This window comes from Arthrobacter sp. ok909, from assembly GCF_900104405.1.
GTDB classification, from domain to species: domain Bacteria; phylum Actinomycetota; class Actinomycetes; order Actinomycetales; family Micrococcaceae; genus Arthrobacter; species Arthrobacter humicola.
Genome location: NZ_FNJS01000042.1, coordinates 1 through 19,666, shown reverse-complemented (window position 1 = coordinate 19,666; position 19,666 = coordinate 1). Strand labels below are relative to the sequence as shown.

Annotated in this window: 16 protein-coding genes and 1 pseudogene; 7 read left to right on the top strand and 10 right to left on the bottom strand. The window is 63.5% G+C overall.

The window, feature by feature from the left end; all coding sequences use genetic code 11:
* Positions 1–114 precede the first annotated feature (114 nt).
* From BLR03_RS21615 to BLR03_RS21600, 4 genes are all read left to right on the top strand, one after another.
* Entirely contained in the window at positions 115–324 is a 210-nt protein-coding gene (locus tag BLR03_RS21615) for a hypothetical protein (RefSeq protein ID WP_091256395.1), read from the top strand.
* 216 nt (positions 325–540) lie between these two features.
* The gene (locus tag BLR03_RS21610; protein WP_091256393.1) at positions 541–1,587 is read left to right on the top strand and encodes a PDDEXK nuclease domain-containing protein; all 1,047 of its coding nucleotides are present in this window, start codon (positions 541–543) and stop codon (positions 1,585–1,587) included.
* A gap of 143 nt (positions 1,588–1,730) precedes the next feature.
* Positions 1,731–2,033, top strand: coding sequence for a DUF4193 domain-containing protein (locus BLR03_RS21605; RefSeq protein WP_091256391.1), 303 nt, complete (start codon positions 1,731–1,733; stop codon positions 2,031–2,033).
* A 93-nt stretch (positions 2,034–2,126) separates the two neighbouring features.
* The gene (locus BLR03_RS21600; RefSeq protein ID WP_091256389.1) at positions 2,127–2,807 is read left to right on the top strand and encodes a nucleoside/nucleotide kinase family protein; all 681 of its coding nucleotides are present in this window, start codon (positions 2,127–2,129) and stop codon (positions 2,805–2,807) included.
* Positions 2,808–2,849: 42 nt separating this feature from the next.
* On the opposite strand, the gene BLR03_RS24605 is transcribed toward BLR03_RS21600, so the two are convergent.
* The gene (locus tag BLR03_RS24605) at positions 2,850–2,987 is read right to left on the bottom strand and encodes a hypothetical protein (RefSeq protein ID WP_175460660.1); all 138 of its coding nucleotides are present in this window, start codon (positions 2,985–2,987) and stop codon (positions 2,850–2,852) included.
* A 106-nt stretch (positions 2,988–3,093) separates the two neighbouring features.
* Positions 3,094–3,378: a hypothetical protein gene (locus BLR03_RS21595; protein WP_139184638.1), complete on the bottom strand. Its 285-nt coding sequence runs from the start codon at positions 3,376–3,378 to the stop codon at positions 3,094–3,096.
* 304 nt (positions 3,379–3,682) lie between these two features.
* Between BLR03_RS21595 and BLR03_RS21590 the strand changes: the two genes are divergently transcribed.
* Positions 3,683–5,533 carry a helix-turn-helix domain-containing protein gene (locus BLR03_RS21590; RefSeq protein ID WP_175460659.1) on the top strand — a complete coding sequence of 617 codons (1,851 nt, stop codon included), beginning with the start codon at positions 3,683–3,685 and terminating at the stop codon, positions 5,531–5,533.
* A 211-nt stretch (positions 5,534–5,744) separates the two neighbouring features.
* On the opposite strand, the gene BLR03_RS24185 is transcribed toward BLR03_RS21590, so the two are convergent.
* Together BLR03_RS24185 and BLR03_RS21585 are read right to left on the bottom strand one after the other, a co-directional pair.
* Entirely contained in the window at positions 5,745–5,984 is a 240-nt protein-coding gene (locus BLR03_RS24185; protein ID WP_139184637.1) for a hypothetical protein, read from the bottom strand.
* Positions 5,985–6,209: 225 nt separating this feature from the next.
* The gene (locus BLR03_RS21585; protein ID WP_091256384.1) at positions 6,210–7,622 is read right to left on the bottom strand and encodes an MFS transporter; all 1,413 of its coding nucleotides are present in this window, start codon (positions 7,620–7,622) and stop codon (positions 6,210–6,212) included.
* A 904-nt stretch (positions 7,623–8,526) separates the two neighbouring features.
* Here BLR03_RS21585 and BLR03_RS25235 point away from each other — a divergent pair.
* Together BLR03_RS25235 and BLR03_RS25230 are read left to right on the top strand one after the other, a co-directional pair.
* Positions 8,527–9,036: an IS110 family transposase gene (locus BLR03_RS25235; RefSeq protein ID WP_175460658.1), complete on the top strand. Its 510-nt coding sequence runs from the start codon at positions 8,527–8,529 to the stop codon at positions 9,034–9,036.
* Positions 9,037–9,261: 225 nt separating this feature from the next.
* A pseudogene (locus BLR03_RS25230) lies at positions 9,262–9,660 on the top strand (transposase); the annotation flags it as partial.
* Between the two features lie 194 nt (positions 9,661–9,854).
* On the opposite strand, the gene BLR03_RS21575 reads toward BLR03_RS25230, so the two are convergent.
* The 6 genes from BLR03_RS21575 to BLR03_RS21545 all read right to left on the bottom strand — a co-directional run bounded on the left by BLR03_RS21575 (position 9,855) and on the right by BLR03_RS21545 (position 19,297).
* Complete coding sequence (locus BLR03_RS21575; protein ID WP_091256383.1) at positions 9,855–10,832, bottom strand: ABC transporter substrate-binding protein; 978 nt, start codon at positions 10,830–10,832, stop codon at positions 9,855–9,857.
* 70 nt (positions 10,833–10,902) lie between these two features.
* Positions 10,903–12,936, bottom strand: coding sequence for an ABC transporter permease (locus tag BLR03_RS21570; protein WP_091256381.1), 2,034 nt, complete (start codon positions 12,934–12,936; stop codon positions 10,903–10,905).
* On the bottom strand, positions 12,936–13,970 hold the full coding sequence (locus tag BLR03_RS21565; RefSeq protein WP_091256380.1) for a quaternary amine ABC transporter ATP-binding protein: 1,035 nt from the start codon (positions 13,968–13,970) through the stop codon (positions 12,936–12,938). Before BLR03_RS21565 ends, BLR03_RS21570 begins: the two co-directional genes overlap by 1 nt.
* Positions 13,967–15,496 carry an aldehyde dehydrogenase family protein gene (locus tag BLR03_RS21560; protein ID WP_091256416.1) on the bottom strand — a complete coding sequence of 510 codons (1,530 nt, stop codon included), beginning with the start codon at positions 15,494–15,496 and terminating at the stop codon, positions 13,967–13,969. The genes BLR03_RS21565 and BLR03_RS21560 overlap by 4 nt, the downstream gene beginning before the upstream one ends.
* Before the next feature lie 20 nt (positions 15,497–15,516).
* Positions 15,517–17,214 (bottom strand): choline dehydrogenase, encoded by a 1,698-nt coding sequence (gene betA, locus BLR03_RS21555; protein ID WP_091256378.1) that lies wholly within the window; start codon positions 17,212–17,214, stop codon positions 15,517–15,519.
* A gap of 1,273 nt (positions 17,215–18,487) precedes the next feature.
* Entirely contained in the window at positions 18,488–19,297 is an 810-nt protein-coding gene (locus tag BLR03_RS21545; RefSeq protein ID WP_091256375.1) for an IclR family transcriptional regulator, read from the bottom strand.
* Positions 19,298–19,666: the final 369 nt, after the last annotated feature.

Here is a 19,666-nt window from a genome sequence, read left to right as displayed (position 1 = left end):
GCTGCCGCGCCAGCAGCCGTGCCAGCCCGGTACCGGTCAAGAGGATCGAACCCGACTCGTGCCGGGGGCGGGCGGCAAAACCAGTGGCCATACACGACGGAAGGAGTCGCCCGCATGGAACACCCGGAGGAAGGGGAACGCCGGCCTGATCCTGAGCTGGCGTCGGGTGAGGAGGTTATCCGTGAGGCCCTTCAGATGCTCCACGAACTCGACGACACCCCTCCACAGCAGATGACGGCCCTGTTCTACCAGCACTGGTTCGAACAGCTGAGCATGACAACCCGTGACCTGCTCCGCGTCCTTGGCCATGACCCCGACGCTTGAGGTCAGACATGGCCAATCGAGTGGCCCTGCCGGTCAGCTGCGGGGCGCGCCGTCCGCCCGCACGGCGAACGCCGAGGGCGGCGTCGATGGATGTGGCAGGCGGGGAAGTAGTCAGACTCCCCGATCCGCGGGCGGCCCCGGTACAGCTCCAATTGTCCAGATGGTGTCTGGACAATTGGGACTGGAACGCACGGAACCTCCAACTAGGGTGGAAGCATGACCCAGCTCGAACCGGACCTTCCGGGAGACTATTCCGCCGCGCTCACGACCCTGAAAAGCCTCGTACACGAGGCTCAACAGCGGGCGCAGCGCGTCGTCAATACCTCCATGATCGAGCTGTACTGGAACATTGGGCGGACCATCCTGGACAGGCAGATGAACGAGGCATGGGGGAGTAAGGTTCTGGACCGGCTGGCACGCGACCTCCGCACGGAGTTTCCCCACATGAAGGGATTCTCCAGAAGCAATCTTTACAACATGCGCGCGTTCGCTGCGGCATGGAACGGCCCGGACCCAATTGTCCAGACACCATCTGGACAATTGAGCTGGAGCCACAACGTCGCGCTCCTGAGCAAGCTGGACGATCACGAGCTGCGCCAGTGGTACGCATCACGAGCCATCCAGCATGGCTGGTCGGTAGCGGTACTGGAACACCAGATCCTCACCAGCCTTCACACCCGCATCGGTGCGGCCCCGAACAACCTCGAGGCAAGGCTGCCCGGGGAGGGCACTGACCTGGCGCGGGAGGTTGCCAAAGACCCTCTGGTGCTGGACTTCCTGGGGCTGACCGAAGAAGCCCAGGAACATGCCATCGAGGAGGCCATGACGTTGCGCATGGCACAGACGCTGGCCGAGTTCGGGCCCGGCTTCGCTTTCATCGGCCGGCAGTACCACCTTGACGTCGATGGAGACGACTTCTTCATCGACCTCCTGCTGTACCACGTACCTTCTGACCGTTACGTTGTCGTAGAACTTAAAGCTGGCAAGTTCAAACCCGAGCATCTGGGGCAGCTGAACTTCTACGTCGCAGCCGTCAACGACATGCTCCGGCTGCGCAGGCAGGCCCCGACTGTCGGGATCCTGGTGTGCGGATCCAGGAACGATCGCACGGTGCGCTATGCCCTTGATGGTTCAGCCCAGCCCCTGACCGTGACGTCCTACACGTACGAGGCACTTCCGGTCGATGAGCAGGCAACCCTGCCGTCCCCGGCGGCCATCACCGCAGCACTCGAGCACGACCCAGCGAGCCCTCTCGACGCATGAAGGACTAAGAGACCGGCCACGCATGCAAGGTCAAATTTTGCGCTTCGGACGCGGCCTGCAGGTCGGGCGGTCAGGGAATATCGGGGCTATGGTGTACTTTGCAGTGCCGTCAGACAAGAACGCCAGAAAAGAGAATCACCCCAGTGGCAACCGATTACGACGAAGTCCGTTCCGACGTCAAGGAATCACAGGACCGCTCCCTTGAGGCTCTGCAGTCCGCGAACGCTCCGGATGCCCGCAGCGTCGTCCGGGAGCTGGACGAATCCGACGCACTCGATGAGGCCATGACCCCCGGCGGGGAGTTTGTCTCCGAGGAACTCATTGTTCAGGTCATCCCCCAGGCTGAGGACGAGTTCACCTGCTACTCCTGCTTCCTGGTCCGGCACCGGTCCCAGCTCGCCCGCGAAAGCAACGGGCACTCGTACTGCACCGAGTGCGAAGGTTAGGACGCTCCCGGCCCGGATGCCCGGCCATCGGTCATGCACCTTGCTTCCTGTTGATTGTCGTCCTGGCCCAGGCAGAGTCGAAAGGAAGAGGCGATGAATACCCCTCTATACGTGCGCTGGGACGAATCAGGCCAGCAGCAGCTCCTCGCCCGGGCTGAAGCGCTGCTCCAGCGGTCCGGGCGGTGCCTGCTCGGAATCGCCGGGGCGCCCGGCGCCGGAAAATCCACGATCTCCGAATGGTTGCTGGAGCACCTGCTCACCATCCATCCCGGGCAGGTCGCCCTGATCCCCATGGACGGATATCACCTGGCGCAGTCGCTCCTCGAGGCCCGCGGGGTTGAGCAGCGCAAGGGCGCTCCGGACACCTTCGACGGTGTCGGCTACGTCGCGTTGCTCCGCTGGCTGCGCTCCGAGACCTCGCGGGAGATCTTCGCACCGGTCTTCCGCCGCGAAGTCAACGACGCAATCGCCGGGGCCATCGCCGTCCCGCCGGAAACACGCCTGATCATCACCGAGGGCAACTACCTGCTCTTTGACGAGGCCCCCTGGAACGAGGTCGCATCCCTCCTGGATGAAACCTGGTTCGTGGAGCTCGAACAGGACGAACGCTTGCGCCGGCTCACCGCCCGGCACCTGAGGTTCGACAACGACGCCGCCATCGCCGCATGGCGTGCAACCGGCAATGACGAACGCAATGCCCGCCTGGTGGCACCAGGAAGCCAGCGCAGCACACTCGTCATCGAGCACGCACCCGCGACTCACAGACTCCCGTAGTGACAGACTTCCGAGTCTCATGCTTCAAGGTCAACCCAAGGGCTAATCAACGACCGCCACAGATTCGAATACCAGGTCGCCCGAGTCCCATTTGATGACCTGGGCCACGCCTTCAGCGGTCCGGTGGAGGGAAGCAGCGATGCTGGAGGGAAGACCCGATTGGGCGGTTTTCTGCAGCATGACAATGGTGTGAAGCTCAGACCAGGTGATCCATGCGACGCAGGACGGAATTGAGGCCAACGAAGCCGCCTTGAGTGTGGACGTCCGGCTTGGCACAAGGAGCCGCTTAAAGGTGCAGGGTCCGAAGGGCCGTTGTCCAGTTGGCCGCAATGGCCCGCTGGGCAGCCACGAGGGTCACCCGGTGGGAGCAGACCGCCCGATGCAGAGTGCTCTCCACGGTGTCCTTCGGGTTATAGGTTGCGGGAGCACCTGCCTTGTTGGGCTCCACCCAAAGATTTGAGACGGAGTTCGCGCCGCCCAGTTCCAGGCTCACGAGGTGGTCGTACTCGGTCGTTCTGCTGTACGCCAGCGCGTACTGGGACAGGCTTGCCGTCTTGAAGCGGGCGGTCACGGAGGAGCTCGGCCAAATCAGCTGGCCTGACTCGGTGCTTTCAGCGTCTGGATCCGGTTCTGGCACCGGCCGCGGGCCTGAATCCTGACGTCCAGGAGCCGGCCTGCCAGCGCGGCTCGTTCTTGGGATTGACCCGGCGAACCGTCCCATGCGGTGCTGGCCAGGGCGGGCCAGCTCGGCCCGGTAGCTCGACAGCCGCGCGGCGCACCAGCATGCGGTCTGGCAGCGACCGTGCTGACAGTAGTCGCTCGCTCGTCCAATGAAACCGTGAAAAACTCTAAGTGTGAGAATGGGTTCGGATCGTATGGCCGAGCATCTTCAAGGATGGGTGAAGGCGCTGGCTCAGATTGGTGCGGCAGTCAACCGTGGCGTTTCGCTTAACGAGCTGTTGGACCTGATTGCCAAGACCGCCTGCGAATTGATGGCCTATGACTTCTGCGAGATCACCATCCCGGACGCGACGTCGCAAGTTCTGGTGATCGAAGGCTCCTACGGCCTCTCAGCCGACTACATCCGGGAAATCAACGAAAGGCACCCGATGCTACTCCATGGTGTTCGCACCCCCACGCTGTCGGGCCAGGCGTTCGCTCTGGGCGTTCCCGTGCAGGTCGAAGACTTTGGAAGTAATCCGGCGATGCTCGCTTGGAGGGCTGTGGCAAGAGAGCAGGGTTACAGCTCCATGATTGCCGTGCCGTTGAACTCCGCCGGCGAAACCCTCGGAACCCTCAACTGCTACACCCGAGCGACCCATCACTTCAGTAAAGAGGAAGAATCTCGCCTTTTGATGTTGGCAGACCAGGCGGCCGTCGCGATCACCACCAGTCGGTTCCGTTCCGAGCAGGCGACGAGGATCTCGGTCCTCAACGAGCTGAATGAGTCGCTCGAGGAACAGCGTGAACTGCAAAGGCAAGCCGACTCGATCCACGAGCGGATGACGGCGCTCACGCTGGAAGGGGGCGGAGTCAGGGCCCTTGGCGGAGCCCTGGCGGAGATTCTGAATCGTCCGGTCGCTGTGTGTGAGACCAACGGGACCATCCTCTACAACACCGATCGTGATGGCGTTTCGCTCCCGACTGCACTCCTCGCGAACGCGACTGGCCTTCTGCTCCCTGATGTCATGTCCTCAGGCACTGCCGGGCTGCTGGCGGATGTGCATATTCCGGATACTCCGGCGACGCTGACTGTTGTTCGAGTTACGGTGATAATCAAAGAGAAGGTTGTCGCGTGGATCTGGACGAGTGGGAAGGTCTCCGAGCTCCGACCGCTGGATCGACAGGCGCTGGAACGGGTTGCGGCGCCCTTGGCCCTGGAACTCCTCCGGACCCGGACAGTGACCGAGGCAGAGTGGCGGGAGACCGGCGAGATTCTCTTCGGGCTTCTGTCAGGCAGTGGCCACGCCTCCACAGCACTCATGGCCCAAGCCGCACACCTCGGCCACGATCTGTCACTTCCCCACGCACTGATCGCGGTCCGCTCTGAACCCCTTAACGAAGGAGCCTTGCCCTACTGGCTTGCCGCCACGTTCGCGCGGATGGCACGACACGTCTCACCTAAACCGCTGCTCGGATCTTATGCGGGGTACATAGTTGCGCTCTGGCCGCTGGGGCCAACGACGCCGCTCGACGAAGTGCGCGGCATCGGCGACGAACTCAGCCGGATTCCTTCAGAACGCGCCCAAAGCACTGACCGCGCGCACGCTGCCGTCACAGGACCCGTCACGAGCATCGCTGACTATCCGTCCGCTTTTGCAACGGCCCGCGGAGCCGTTCAGCTGGCGGCCCTGCGCAGGAGGCCCGCCGAGGCCCTGGTCCTGAGCGATCTGGGATTGACCGGGCTTCTGCTTCAGGTTCCGGATGTATCGGCCTTGAGCCGCTATGCCGACGACATTCTTGGCCCGTTACGTGCCAACGACTTAGCCCGAGACCAGTTGCTCCTGCCCACCTTGTCAGCTCTCATCCACAATAATCTCGATGCGACTACGACGGCGGGGCAGCTGCATGTCGAGGAAGACATCGTCGTCGAAGGCCGCCGACGGATAGAGGATCTGCTCGCAGTTGACCTTTCGCGCGTTCCCGACCTCACACGTATCGCAACGGCACTGGAAATCGACGATGTCATCGAAGCAAGGCAGCGGCCGCGCACGATCGACGTCTGATTCCTGCGATAGCATCGTTCCGTGTCCGAGTAACACCAGGACCTTGATTACTGTGACCGCCATGGTCGGGCCGGACCTCCATCTGCAGGAATCCCGGCGGTCGGGACAGGCAGCGCGGCTCGGACTTGTACGGGGTCATTGGCCTTTCATATCAGATTCACTTGAATAGGGAACCTGCAGCATCCGAGCTGCCATCGATCAGTGGGTCGACTCAGGTAGTAAAGGCGCTGACTCGCTCACCCGCGACTACACCGGCTGTTACCACGTCCTGGCCTACGAGCCTGACCTCACCCAGAACCAGGGCGGGGCAGACCGCTTCCTCGAGAAATACGGCGGTGAGACGATCCGTGCTGACCGACGCGAACTGGAGCTCCCCGGAATCTCTGCGCAGATGCGGGCGTTCGTTGTGCCGCTGGTGTTCTACATGCTGGTGTGCCGCGTCTGTGCCCACTACGCCACTGTGCGCGGATACTCGCCGGAGGGTCGTCGCTACATTTGGCGGGTCGCCTACTGACCGAGCTTCTTCCCGCCTGAAGCCGTACGACCCTGATGCCGCCCAGACAGACTTCAGACGCTAAGACTCGCGCCCACGAGCGCAACCTGTCCTGTCGGGCGCTACGTTTTCGGCGTTGGCCAGCAATTTCCGCCCGATTTTGCACCGTGTGCAGTCCCGGTGTCAGTGGGAGAAGTTTGCTGAGATTTCGGCGAGGGTGCGCCCCTTCGTCTCAGGCGCGAGCCATTGCGAGAGGACTGCGCCGAGTAATGCGACGGCAGCGGCCACGACCATGCTTGGGCCCATGCCGATGTTGCTGATCGCCCATGGCAGGGCGAAGGTGCCGAGTGCGGCTCCGATGCGGCTGAAGGCCGCGGAGAAGCCCGTGCCGATGCCGCGCAGGTGGCCGGGGAATACCTCGGCCGGATAGACCTGGGTCATCGTGGTGTAGCCGGCATTGAAGAAGGAGAAGGCGAGAAACAGGACGAGCACGAGGATCGCTGGTGCGTTCGCCCAGACTCCGATGATCAGCAGGATGCCTGCGCAGAGCCACTGCCCGGGCACGGTGAGGATTCGGCGGCCGAGCTTGTCAATCAGAAGCACGCTGGTGACAACGCCCGCGGTCGCAAGTGCGGACAGGCCGACTCCACCGGCCCAGCCGCCGCCGAAGCCGAAGTGGTTGAGCACGTCGTCGGCGAAGGTCGCGATCGCGAAGTACGGAGTGACCGCGCAGAACCAAAAACCTGAGGTGAAGAGGGTGGTGCGCCAGTACTGCCTCGAGAACAGCATTCCGAAGGAGGCGCCCTTGATTTTGGTCCTACTCTGCGCGGCTTGGGCCTCCTGGATCATCCTCAGATCGATCTCTTCGGTGATGCTGTTGTGCATCTGGGGCGATTCGACGTATCTGCGTGCGATCGCGAGTGCTTCCTCACGCCGCCCCTTCGTAATGAGCCAGCTCGGCGATTCGGGGAGGCCGAAGCGGGAGAGGAACAGGACGAATGCGAGTATCGTGCTCGTGCCGATTACGAGGCGCCATGGGGTGCCCGCGTCGTGCAGGAGCGTGCCGATGATGAATGCCATCATGAAACCGACGTACCAGGCGATCAGAGTCAGCCCGAGCAATCGCCCGCGGAGCTTTGGAGGGGAGAACTCTGATAGCAATGGCCCACCGATTGAGTACTCGCCGCCGATCGCGACGCCCATGAAGAACCGGATGATGGCCAGCTGGATCACGGCCCCGTCTCCGGAGGTTACGAAGAACTGGGCCGCTGAGGCGACCAGGAACAGGCCCATGTCCACGAGGAACATGGGCTTGCGTCCGAACTTGTCAGCAGCCCAGCCGGCCAGCGGGGAGCCCACGAAGATACCAACCAGCGGGCCCGCAGCGATCAAGCCCAGAGATAGTGCGTCGAGCTGGAGATCTGACCGCATGAGTCCGGCGACGGGGCCGATGATTCCGAGGATGTAACCGTCGAGGAACATCCCGCCGATGAAGACAGCGACAAGCCGCACCATGAAGCGGCGTTTGAACTTGGAGCTGGTCTCTCTTGATATGGAGGGGTCGACGGAGGCCGTCGTCCTGGTCGGATAGATCATTGAGATTTGTTCCCTTCTGACTTCAGCGCAAACCGCTGACGGCACCAGAGCGCCGCTTCAGCGCAAACCGCTGACGGCACTAGAGTGCCTTCTTGAGCATCGGCTGATTGACGACGTTGATATCGGACACCTTGAGTCGACGGCGTGCAATCGGCTTGGGTATTTCGCTACGTGCAGTTCCCTGGAAGCGAGGTTCAGGTCGCGAAACCGCTGAGGCACCGCTTCGATTTGTTCCGTATGGAACAATGAGCTTCGCAGTAAGCAACAGAGTGAGGCACGTCACGGATATTGTCAAGGACACTTTCCGCAGCCCGCTCCACCCTTGACTTTCGCGCCTGAACGCGCTTCTACCTGGCGGCCTACGACAGGTTTGAACGGCTTCTGGCAACGCATGAAGTACCGGATAATCTCCAGAGGCCACCATCCATGGATAGGAGACGGCGGTTGGCGGGGCGGTGTCCAGCCTTAGCGCCTCCCCGGGAGCGGGTTCACTGAGCGGGCAGGCCTTGAGCATGAAGCATCTCCTGGTCGTTCGGGTATGAGATTCGGGACACGGGCAGGAAAGCCACTCTCGCAATAGTTCCGCACTTATCAACACATTTTGCGGTAAGCAACAAAGTGCGCTCCCACATTCGTTGTCAAGGATCTTTAGCTCGTTACGCGTGCTTGGCCAAAGCTACTCGTCGATCGACACACTGGCGTGTCATGCATCACACCGTTGCACATAACGATACATGTTGCGTGTGAGGCAATTCAAGAGTGGGTTAACCAATGCATTCGCCGGCGAACGCTGCCAGCCTGCCATGGGATCAAAGATCTACGCGAAGGGCCGGACTACTGGGAATCCAACACGTCTGCTCCAAGGCCAGTGCGGTCCGGAATACGAGTCACCCACACCTCGACGGTGACAACATGGGCGTCGACGATCAACGAGGTTCTGGCCCTGCGCGAGCACCTGCTGCGTGAGCAAGTGACGCTGGTGGTGATGGAAGCCACCAGCGACTACTGGAAGCAGTTCTATTTCCTGCTGCAGGACGGGCTGAACGTGATGCTCATGAACGCCCAACAGGTCAGGAACATGCCCGGACGCAAGACCGACGTCTCGGACGCGGCGTGGCTGGCCCAACCCGGCGCGTTCGGACTCGTGCGTGCCTCGTTCGTTCCGCCCGAGCCCGTCCGCCAGTTCCGGGACCTGGCGCGCACGCGCACGATGTTCATCCGGCAGCGCGGCAGCGAAATCCAGCGCCTGGAGAAGCTGTTGGAAGACGCCGGGATCAAGCTGTCCGCCGTGGCCACGGATCTGACAGACGTCTTCTCCCGGGCGATGGTCCGGGCCCTCATCGAGGGAGAGCGGGATCCGGCCGTGCTGGCCGATCTTGCCGTCTACCGCCTGCGGGCGAAGATTCCGCCCTGACCGAAGCCCTCAACGGCAGATTCAACGCCCACCATGCGTTCCTGACCGGACTGCACTGAACATCATCGACGGACACACCCGGCGCATAGAAGAGCTCAGCGCCCGGATCGAAGCAGTCCTGGCACCCTTCCGCCCGGCCGGGGACCTGCTGGTGAGCATCCCCGGCGTCAGCCAGCGCGTCGCCGAAACCATCATCGCCGGGACCGGGGCCGATATGAGCGTCTTCCCACCGCATCACACCTGGCATCCTGGGCCGGCACCGCACCGGGCAACAACGAATCGGTCGGACGCATCAAATCCAGCAAGACCAGGGCCGGCAACCCGTATCTCAAGGGCGCCCTCGGGATCGCAGTGCTCGCCGGGTCGCGATCCAAGAAGACGTTTTTCGGCGCCAAATACCGGCGCCTCCAGGCGCGGCGGGGCCCCATAAAAGCCCTTGTAGCCGTCGACCATGCAATACTTACCGCGGTCTGGAACATGCTCAGGACCGGGGAACTCTACAAGGACCCCGGACCCGACTACTACTCCCGCCTGCAACCGGCCAAAACACGCTCACGCGCCATCAACCAGTTCGAAGCCTTGGGCTTCACGGTCACCGTCGAACCCACACAACAAGCCGGCTGACGGCCACAAGGGCGGGACGATACATACTCGCACACGCCGCCGCGCGCCATAATTTTCGTGAGAGAGTCTGACGGCGCCGTCGCCTTTGACACGCTGACCACCCCGCCAGACACACCGGCACCACAAAGGAAGTGGTCCCGGACAACCCAGCCCGGGACCGCTTCAACACGCCCTTGACAGAGGATCACTACATATCAGGTGAGCCAGGCGTTCACGGCCTGCTGGTGGGCGTCCACCCATTTCTTGGCCGCGGCCTCGGGCGTCATGCCTCCCTGGATGTCCGTGGCAACCGCGTTCTGGTCCTCGTTTGTCCATTTGAAGGCTTTCGCGAGCTTGGCTGCGGGTGAGCCGCCGTCGTTGAACTTTTTCGAAATGATCTTGTTCAGCGTGTAGGTGGGGTAGTCACAGGCGACTTTTTCCGCGTTCGCGTCGCAGCCCTTGGTCCACGCCGGCAGATTCACTTTCTTGAGGGGGACTTGGGAGAGGAACCACTGCGGCTCGTAGAAGTAGCCCAGGATCGGTGTCTTGTTTTGTTCCGCGGTCCGGAACGACTGGATCAGTGCGGCTTCCGATCCGGAGAAGACCACCTTGTAGTCCAGGTTGAGGTTCTTGACCAGGGCCTCGTCGTTGGTGACGAAGGCGGGATCGCCGTCGAGTACCTGGCCTTTGCCTCCGGATTCGGAGGTGGTGAGCATCGAGGCGTACTTGTTGAGGTTCTTCCCGTCCGTGATGTCGGGGTACTTTTCTGCCATCCATGGGGCCACGTACCAGCCGATGTGGCCGATGTTGCCGGTGGGGCCGGCGTCGACGGCGACTTTCTGATCGGTGATGTATTGCTTGGCCAGATCGTCGTGGCCCCAGTTTTCCATGACGACGTCGACCTCGCCGGAGGCAAAGCCCTGCCAGGAGATCTGTTCGTTGAGGTCCTTCTGCACCACGGTGCAGCCGAGCTTGTTCTTCGCGACGTAGCTGTAGACGGCGGCGTCGGCCGTGTACCCCACCCAGGCGTTCATCGCGACGTTGACACTTCCGCAGGGCGCCGCGGCGGTCCCGGAGGCAGGAGCGGCCTGGTTCACGGAGGCAGCGCCGCAGCCTGCGAGCAGCAGGGCGGCGGCGGCAGCTCCTGCCACTGCCGGGACAGTTCGTTTCAACAGCAGTCCAGCTTTTTTCATGGTTAGTTCTCCTTGATGGGGGAAATGCGGGGGTCCTCCGTGCCGTGCGGGGCGCAGGGCGATGATGCAGTTAGGTTGTCGAGGTTTTTTGCGAGGGGATTTTCCGCGCCGGGGTGGCTGCGGCTGCCTGGGTCATCCTGTCCAGCAGGATGCCGAGGAAGACGATGGCAACGCCTGCGGCGAGGCCCTTGCCGAAGATCGCGCTTTGGACGAAGCCGGCGACGACGTCGTACCCGAGGCCGCCTGCGCCCACGAGCGCACCGACCACCACCATGGCCAGGACATAGATCAGGCCTTGGTTGGCGGCGAGGGCAAGGGTCTGCCTGGCCATCGGAAGCTGGACCTTGGTGATGACCTGCCAGGGGGTGGAGCCGCTGGCGACGGCGGCTTCGACCACGGTGGGGGAGATCGCTGCGATGCCGTCGGCCGTGATCTTGATGGCTACGGGGGCGGCGTAGATGATGCCGGCGATGATCGCGGTGAAGCGGGTGGCGCCGAAGAGTCCCAGGAACGGGACCAGGTACACAAACGCCGGCATGGTCTGGCCTGCGTCCAGCATGGGCCGCATGATCTGGTCCACCCGCCCGGACCGGCCCATGGCCACTCCGAAGATGATGCCCAGGACCATGACCACGGAGGTGGCCACCAGAGTTCCGGCCAGGGTGACCATGGAGTCGCTCCAGAGGCCGAGGTAGATGATCACGCCCAGGCATGCCGTGGTCAGGGTCGCGAGCTTCCAGCCGCCCAGGGCGTAGGCCGCAAGGGCTATGACGGCGACGAGGATGTAGAAGGGGGTGTCCGTGAGCAGCGACTGGAACGGGTTGAGGATTCCTGTCGTGACGGCTTCCCGGAAGGTCACGGTGAACAGGGACAGGTTGGTCTGCATCCACTGGCTGGCCGAGCCGACGGTCTGGACAATCGCCGGGCCGATGTTGAGCTCTGCCGGGAATGCCGCGGCCCACAGCTGGGTACGGGAGAGCTGCACCATGGCCAGGGCCAGCACCAGGCTGACACCAAGGAGGATATACCTGGTTCTGCGGGAAACCTTGCGGTTGCGGGCCGCGCCCGGTTCCGCCCGGCGGCTCGCGGCGGTGGTCACCCGGTCCAGCACGATCGCGAGCAGGACGATGGAGAGCCCGGCGTTCACGGCGGTGCCGACGTCGAGCGATTGGAGTGCCCGGACCACCACCTGGCCGAGCCCGGGCGCTGCGATGAGAGCCGCGATGGTGACCATGGACAGGGCCGCCATGGTGCTTTGGTTGATACCCATGACGATGGTGCGGCGGGCCATGGGCAACTGCAGGGTGACGAGTCGCTGCAGGCCCGTTGTCCCCAGCGAATCGGAGGCTTCGCGGGTGTTCTCCGGGATGCAGCGGATGCCGTGGGCCGTCAGGCGGATCACGGGCGGTGCTGCGTAGATCACAGTGGCGATGACGGCCGATGCCGGGCCGATGAGGAAGATCAGGGCAAGCGGGGCCAGGTACACGAACGTGGGCAGGGTCTGCATGAAGTCCAAAACCGGCGTGATCACCTTGGCGACCCGGCCGTAGATGCCGGCCAGGACGCCGAGCGGGATACCGACGAGCAGGGTCAGCAGCACCGCGGTGACCACCAGGGCGAATGTGTACGTGGCCTCGAGGAACAGGCCCTGGAAGCCGAAGAACATAAAGACGGCCACGGTGAGCAGTGCGACCCGGGCGTTGCCGAACGCGAACGCGATCCATCCCAGCAGGCCCACGGTTCCGAGCCAGCCGATCTCCGGCAGGCGCAGGCCAGTGGAGCTTGCGGCGAAGAGGGTGATGAACAGGCTGGCGACGGCGTCGACGGCGGCACGCAGGGGCGTGAAGACGTAGAGGAAGACGGGGTTGTCCGCCCGGTTTGCTGCCACCCAGGCGTTGAACTGGTTCAGGGACCGGTGCAGGTCCGTCAGCTCCGAGGCGGGCAGGGGCAGGGTGGAGGTTCCGTGCAGGACGAGGAATCCCAGGATCCAGACGACGGCGGCGCCTCCCAGCAGGATGGTGCGCCGACTGGGCCTGCGGCGTGGTTCACGGGCGGGGGCGGGTGTGGGTTGCGCCGTGGCCCGGTCGCGGACGAGGGTAGACATTAGGCCGCTGCTTCCGTGGGCTGCAGCACCGAGAGGATGCTGTCGCGGTCGATCTGCCCCGTGATCCTGCCGCCTTCTTCCACCAGGACGGGGCAGGAGGAGTGCATGACCGCCGCTATGGCATCCCGGATGATCATCCGGGAGCTGAGGACCGGAGCGTCGCCCGGTGTTCCGACGGCCACGGGCCGGGTGATCCATTTCAGGGTCAGGACGTCCGCGCGGGGGACTTCGGACACGAAGTCCTCAATGTACTTGTCCGCGGGTGACCCCACGAGTTCGTCTCCGGTGCCGCACTGGACCGTCTCGCCGTTGCGCATGATCAGGATGCGATCTCCGAGCTTTAGCGCCTCGGAGAGATCGTGGGTCACGAACACCATGGTCTTGCCCATTTCCTTGTGCAGCCGGATGACTTCCGCCTGCATGTCTCGGCGGATGAGCGGGTCCAGCGCGGAGAAGGGCTCATCGAAGAGGATGGTGTCCGGATCGCCGGCCAGGGCGCGCCCCAGACCGACGCGCTGCTGCATTCCTCCGGACAGTTGGTCCGGGTAGTGCTGTTCGTAGCCCTTCAGGCCAACCAGTTGGATGATTTCACGGGCTCTGGAGTAGCGTTCGTTCTTGGCGGCCCCGCGGATCTGCAGCCCGTAGGAGACGTTGTCCAGCACGGTGCGGTGCGGCAGGAGGCCGAAATGCTGGAAAACCATGGACATCTTCCGCCGGCGCAGTTCGCGGAGCTCGGCAACTCCTGCCTGTAGGACGTCCTTGCCGTCCACCAGGACCTGCCCGGAGGTGGGCTCGATCAGCCGGGTCAGGCAGCGGATCAGGGTGGATTTGCCGGATCCGGAAAGTCCCATGACCACGAAGACCTCGCCCTTGGCGACGTCGAAGCTCAGGTTGCGGACGGCGGTCACGCAGCCGGTGCGTTCAAGCAGTTCCGCGGAGTTGAGGGCCGAGAGTTCTGGACTGTTGGGGATTTTGTCTCCCCCCGGTCCGAAGACCTTCCAAAGGTTGCGCACTGAGATGTCGGGACTGTTCATTGCTGTACTCCTGCCTGTGGAGGCTTGAACCAGTGGCTGGGCCTGGGGTTGATGTTTTGCCAGATGTGCTTGGTTTCGCGGTACTCCGCGAGACCTTGGAGCCCCAGTTCGCGGCCGTTTCCGGACTTGCCGAATCCGCCCCACTCTGCCTGGGGAACGTATGGGTGGTAGTCGTTGATCCACACCGTGCCGTGCCGGAGGGCCCCGGCCACGCGCTGCGCGCGCGACCCGTCCTGAGTCCAGACGGCGCCAGCCAGTCCGTAGGCGGTGTCGTTGGCCAGACAGATGGCTTCCTCCTCCGTGGTGAAGGTCTCCACGGTCAGGACTGGTCCGAACGACTCGTCCTGGACTGCGTTCATGGAGGTGTGGCAACCGCCCAGGATGGTGGGAGGGTAGTAGCTGCCGAGTGCCAGCGCACCGCTGTCCGGGATATAGCCGCCGCACAGAAGGGTGGCTCCTTCGTCAATGCCGGCCTGGACGTAGGCATGGACCTTGTCGCGGTGACCGGCCGAAATCAGCGGGCCGGCCTCCGCGAGCTCGTCGAAGGGGCCGCCAAGCCGGATGGCCTGCGCACGTCGCACCAGTTCCGCCACGAATTCGTCGTGGATTGATTCCTCGATGATGAGTCTGGTTCCGGCTGAGCACACCTGGCCCGAATGCAGGAACACCGCGGTGAGGGCGTTGTCCAAGGCGGACTCGCGGTCGGCATCGGCGAAGACGATGTTCGGGTTCTTCCCGCCCAGTTCCAAGGCAACCCGCTTCACCGTGTTGGCCGCGGTCTTCATGATGCTGATCCCGGTGGCCAGACCGCCGGTGAACGAGACCAGGTCAACGTCCGGGCTTTCGCTCAGGACGGCTCCGACCTCGGGACCGGTGCCGGTGACGAGGTTGCCGACCCCGGCCGGCAACCCGGCCTCAAGGAGTGTATCCATCAGGAGGATGGAGGTGGAGGGAGTCAGTTCGCTGGGTTTCAGGACGAAGGTATTGCCGGCCAACAGGGCCGGGGCCACCTTCCAGGACGCCTGCAGGAGGGGGTAGTTCCATGGCGTGATGAGCCCGCACACGCCCACAGGGGCGTGGACCACGCGGCTGATGGTTTCTGGTATCCCGGTATCGATCACACGGCCGGCGTCCGTTCCGGCGATGCCGCCGTAGTACCTGAAGCAGGCGGCGATATCGTCGATGTCGTATTCGGCTTCGATGTAGCGTTTGCCTGTGTCGAGGGCTTCGGCCCGGGCGTAAAGCGCCTTGTTGCGTTCCAGCAGTTCGGCGGTGCGGAGCAGGACCTGTCCGCGTTCCTTCTCGCTGGTGCCCGGCCACGCGCCGCCGTCGAACGCCCGGCGGGCGCTGGCAACCGCGGACTCGGCATCGGCGGCCGTGGATTCGGCAACCTTGGCGACTTCTTCGCCGTCCGCCGGGCACGTGATGACCCGCGTCTTCCCGGCGCCTGATTCGCTCCACCGGCCGTCCACGAACAGGCCCCGTACCGGCGCTTCTTTCTGGTTCGGCACGGCCCGGCTGTCCATCCCGGCAACCTGAACGCCGCTCATGCGCGGCCCAGGCCAGGCGTGGTTTCGGCAGCCACAGCGCGATCGTGCCTGTAGAAGTCCGCGTGCTCGGGTGCCAGCGGCGTACGTCCCAGGATGAGGTCCGCGGCCTTTTCCGCGAGCATCATTACGGGGGCGTAGATGTTGCCGTTGGTCACGTAGGGCATCGCGGAGGCATCCGCCACGCGGAGCCCCGAGGTGCCATGGACCTTCATGGTGAGCGGATCCACCACAGCCAGCGAGTCGGAGGCCGGCCCCATCTTGGCGGTGCAGGAGGGGTGGAGCGCCGTTTCGGCATCCCGGGCCACCCAGTCAAGGATCTCCTCGTCCGTCTGGACGGAGGGGCCGGGCGAGAGTTCGCCGCCACTGTAGGGCGCGAGGGCCGGCTGAGAGAGGATGTCGCGGGTGACCCGGATGGCCTCCACCCATTCGCGCCGATCCTGGTCCGTGGACAGGTAGTTGAACTGCATGGACGGGTGCGCGGCGGGGTCCGTGGAAGTGATCTTCAGGCTACCTCTGGCGTCGGAGTACATGGGGCCCACGTGGACCTGGTACCCGTGCTTGGCGTCGGCTTTCTGGCCGTCGTAGCGCACGGCCACCGGCAGGAAGTGGAACATCAGGTTGGGGTAGGCGACGTCGTCGTTGGAGCGGACGAACCCGCCTCCTTCGAAGTGGTTCGTGGCTGCGGGGCCCTTGCGACCGAGCAGCCACTGGAGTCCGATCAGCGGGTAGCGCCAGAGGCTGAGGTTCGGCTGCATGGACACGGGCTGTGTACAGGAGTGCTGGACGTACACTTCCAGGTGGTCCTGCAGGTTTTCGCCGACTCCCGGCAAGTCCACCACCGGCTTGATGCCCAGCGATAACAGGAGCGCGGAATCCCCCACGCCGGAAAGCTGCAGCAACTGTGGCGTATTGATCGCGCCGCCACACAGCACCACTTCCTTGGCGTTGACCGTGTGCAGCCGGCCGTTCCGGCGGTAAGTGACTCCCGTGGCCGTTGTGCCGTCGAAATTCACCTTGGCCGCAAGCGCCCGAGTGCGGACCGTCAGGTTTTTCCGGCCCTTATTGGGGCGCAGATAGGCCCGTGACGCCGAGAGCCGCCGGCCCTTGTGGACGTTTCGGTCGAATGGGCCGAAGCCCTCCTGCCGGTACCCGTTGACGTCATCGGTGCGTTTGTGGCCTGCTTCTTCGGATGCGCGGAAGAAGGCCTGGAACAGGGGGTTGCGGGCGGGTCCTCGCTCCAGGACCAGGGGTCCGTCGTGGCCGCGCAGTTCATCGTCCGGGGCTGCGGCAAGCGCGGTTTCCATGCGCTTGAAGTAGGGCAGGCAGTGCGCGAAGTCCCAGGTTTCCATGCCGGCGTCGGCTCCCCAGCGTTCATAGTCCAGGGGGTTGCCGCGCTGAAAGATCATGCCGTTGATGGAGCTGGAACCGCCCAGCACCTTGCCCCGGGCGTGGGCGATCCTGCGGCCGTGCATGCGGGGTTCGGGGTCGGACTCGTACTGCCAGTCGTAGAACCTGTTGCCGCTAGGGAAAGTCAGGGCCGCCGGCATCTGGATGAAAAGATCCCACGGGTAATCGCTGCGGCCCGCTTCAAGGACCAGCACTGTGTGCGTTCCGTCCGCGCTTAGCCTGTCCGCCAGGACGGATCCGGCACTTCCGCCGCCTACAATCACGTAGTCGTAGCTCTCGTTCGTCATGAAGTAAATCTCCTTGGGCGTGGTCTGGGGGTCATTTCGAAGGGCCAGCAACGGTGAGGACGAACTGCGTCCCCCTAATGCCCGGACACTGTCCATGACTGCCCGGCGGGGGGCCGCGGAGCGTGTCCGTTCCTGCAGCTTGTTGCTCAGTTGTGGCCTCAAGAACTCCGCCTTTTAGCTTGAAATGGAGTACTGCTTGGTGGAGCTAGACGTCGCCGTTGTTCTCGGGCCCGGCGGAAGACAGGCGATTCGCGCTCATCTCCGCCAGCGATGCATCCTGATGAGTGCAGGTGTTGTCGAGAGTGAACTGCTCCCAATCCTCTAGGTGGAAGGCGTTGACCGGTGGGGTCGTGTCCAGAAGTAGGGTGTTTCCGCGGGCCGGTACGGTCAACAGCACGCGGTGTGCTGATAAACCTCCCTCCCACTGACGGGCTCAGCCCGTTCCGCCGGTTGTGTCATCATCAACGTAGATCAGCATACGCAACAGAGTGATGCACGCCACTCCCATTGTCAAGGATTCCGCCTGCACTAAATCGGAGCCCGTAACAGCCCTGTCGCACCGCGTTTGCGTCACGTCTCTCGCATGCAGAAATGGCATTGCGTGATGCGCAATTCGTTGTTGCATTTTCCGGAAGCCGCCTCGTGATTGGCAGGAGGTCCAGGGGTCCTATGACGGGCCGCAGGGTGAAGGTCTCCACCCTGCGGACTTGGGAATCGCGCAGGTTCGGGGCGCCCATCGGGTAGGGGAGACTAGGCACGTCATCGTGGAGGCCGGTTTCGTCGGCCCCGGGGTTGCCGCCACCGCCCACGCGCTCGGAGTTGAAAGGACGATCGTCCGCTCGGGCGCCCAATCGGTGAGGGGATGGCGGCGACCCTGGCCGCGTTACATGGATTTAACGGGGCGGGGCTGATTTGTGACGCTGCCATCGAGTCCCATTACGCGGCGGGGACGTGTGCAGGGGCTCCGCCTCGCTGGCGGAGGCTATCTGCCTGCCGGCGTCGTCCTGGTGGCCGCCGGTGCTGTGCCCAACACGGTATAGCGGCGGCTCCGGCCTCGCGGTGCCAGTAGGCGAAGGGGTCCAGATCCACGCCGAAAGCGGGTCCTGGTCCCGAGCGAGCACCGCATCGCCTTTCGCGACTCGATCCAAGAGGAGGCGGGCGGCATCACGCCAGTTCGATCGCGTTCTGCGCTGACAGGCTGTCGAACTCAGGTTCAGCGGCCCAATCCTGCGCAAGCGGCTAGTCCACCGGAACTGTGCACCGACTGCGCTTGCTACCGAAGGGTGTAGCCCATTTTGGCACTTATCCGCAGCCCTGCCTGCTTCAGTGTTTCGAGAAGTCCCGGCGTCGTTTCGGGATCGAAGCGGAAGGCCGGCCCGGAAATACTTACTGCACCGACCACAGTTCCCGTGTGGTTGTAGACCGGCGCCGCTGCGGCGTTCAATCCGATCTCGATTTCATCCCTCGTCACTGCGTATCCGTTGCGTGAGACGTCGAGAAGCTGGTTTTCCAGTTTGTCGCGGCTGGTGATCGTGCGCGGCGTCCTTGCAGGCAGCCCTGTTTCCTCTAAGATTCGGCCCCGTTCGTCGGCTGGAAGGGCTGCGAGTAGTACCTTTCCGCTGGAGGTGGCATGCAGCGGGGTCAGGCTGCCCACCCAGTCGTAGGTGGCAAGCATTGAAGGCCCCATGGCCTGGTCGACGTTGACGGCAAAGTTGGAGCGGAGCACGGCAAGGTTCACCGTCTCCTTGTATTCCTGGGCCAGGCTTTCCAGTACCGGACGGGCTTCATAGACCAGGCTCAGCCTTCCGGGGATGGAGCTTGCGAGCCGCAGGATTCCGAAGCCCAGCTGGTACTTGCCCCGTCCGCTGTTCTGCTGGACCATGTCCCTGCTCGCGAGCGACGTCAGCAGCCGGGAGACCGTCGATTTGTGGAGATTCATCTCCTCCGCTATTTCGCTTACGCCGGCATGGCCGTCCCGTGCCAGGATTTCCAGGACTGCAAGTGCGCGGTCGACGGACTGGACGCCCCCTTGCTGAGCTCTGTCTGCTTCAACAGCAGGTTCAGCATCATTGTTCGAAGGCATGCTGCACTCTCTTGAGTAGTTTCGTGGTCCGCAGCTTCATCGGCGCGGGATGCTTATCAGGTTAGGGAGGTGGGACTCATATACCAGTTATTCTATAAGATACCCGCGTCTTTCTTCGTAAGCGTCCCAATGCGGCCTTCGCACACGGAGTTGCACCGCATCACGTCTGACGCAGGCAAAGGATTTCAGGAGGAAGGGATCCATCCATACGCCGGGGGGAACGTGAACGTCACACGGCATCAGGGCCGTGACCGGCAGAATCGGTGTGATCGCCGCCTAGATGAGTGAGTCCGAATTGGGCGTGCGCCGCGTGGACGCTGTTAATTGAAGGTGGAGGGTGTTAAACCCTGTTTGTGAAGACAGATCTAA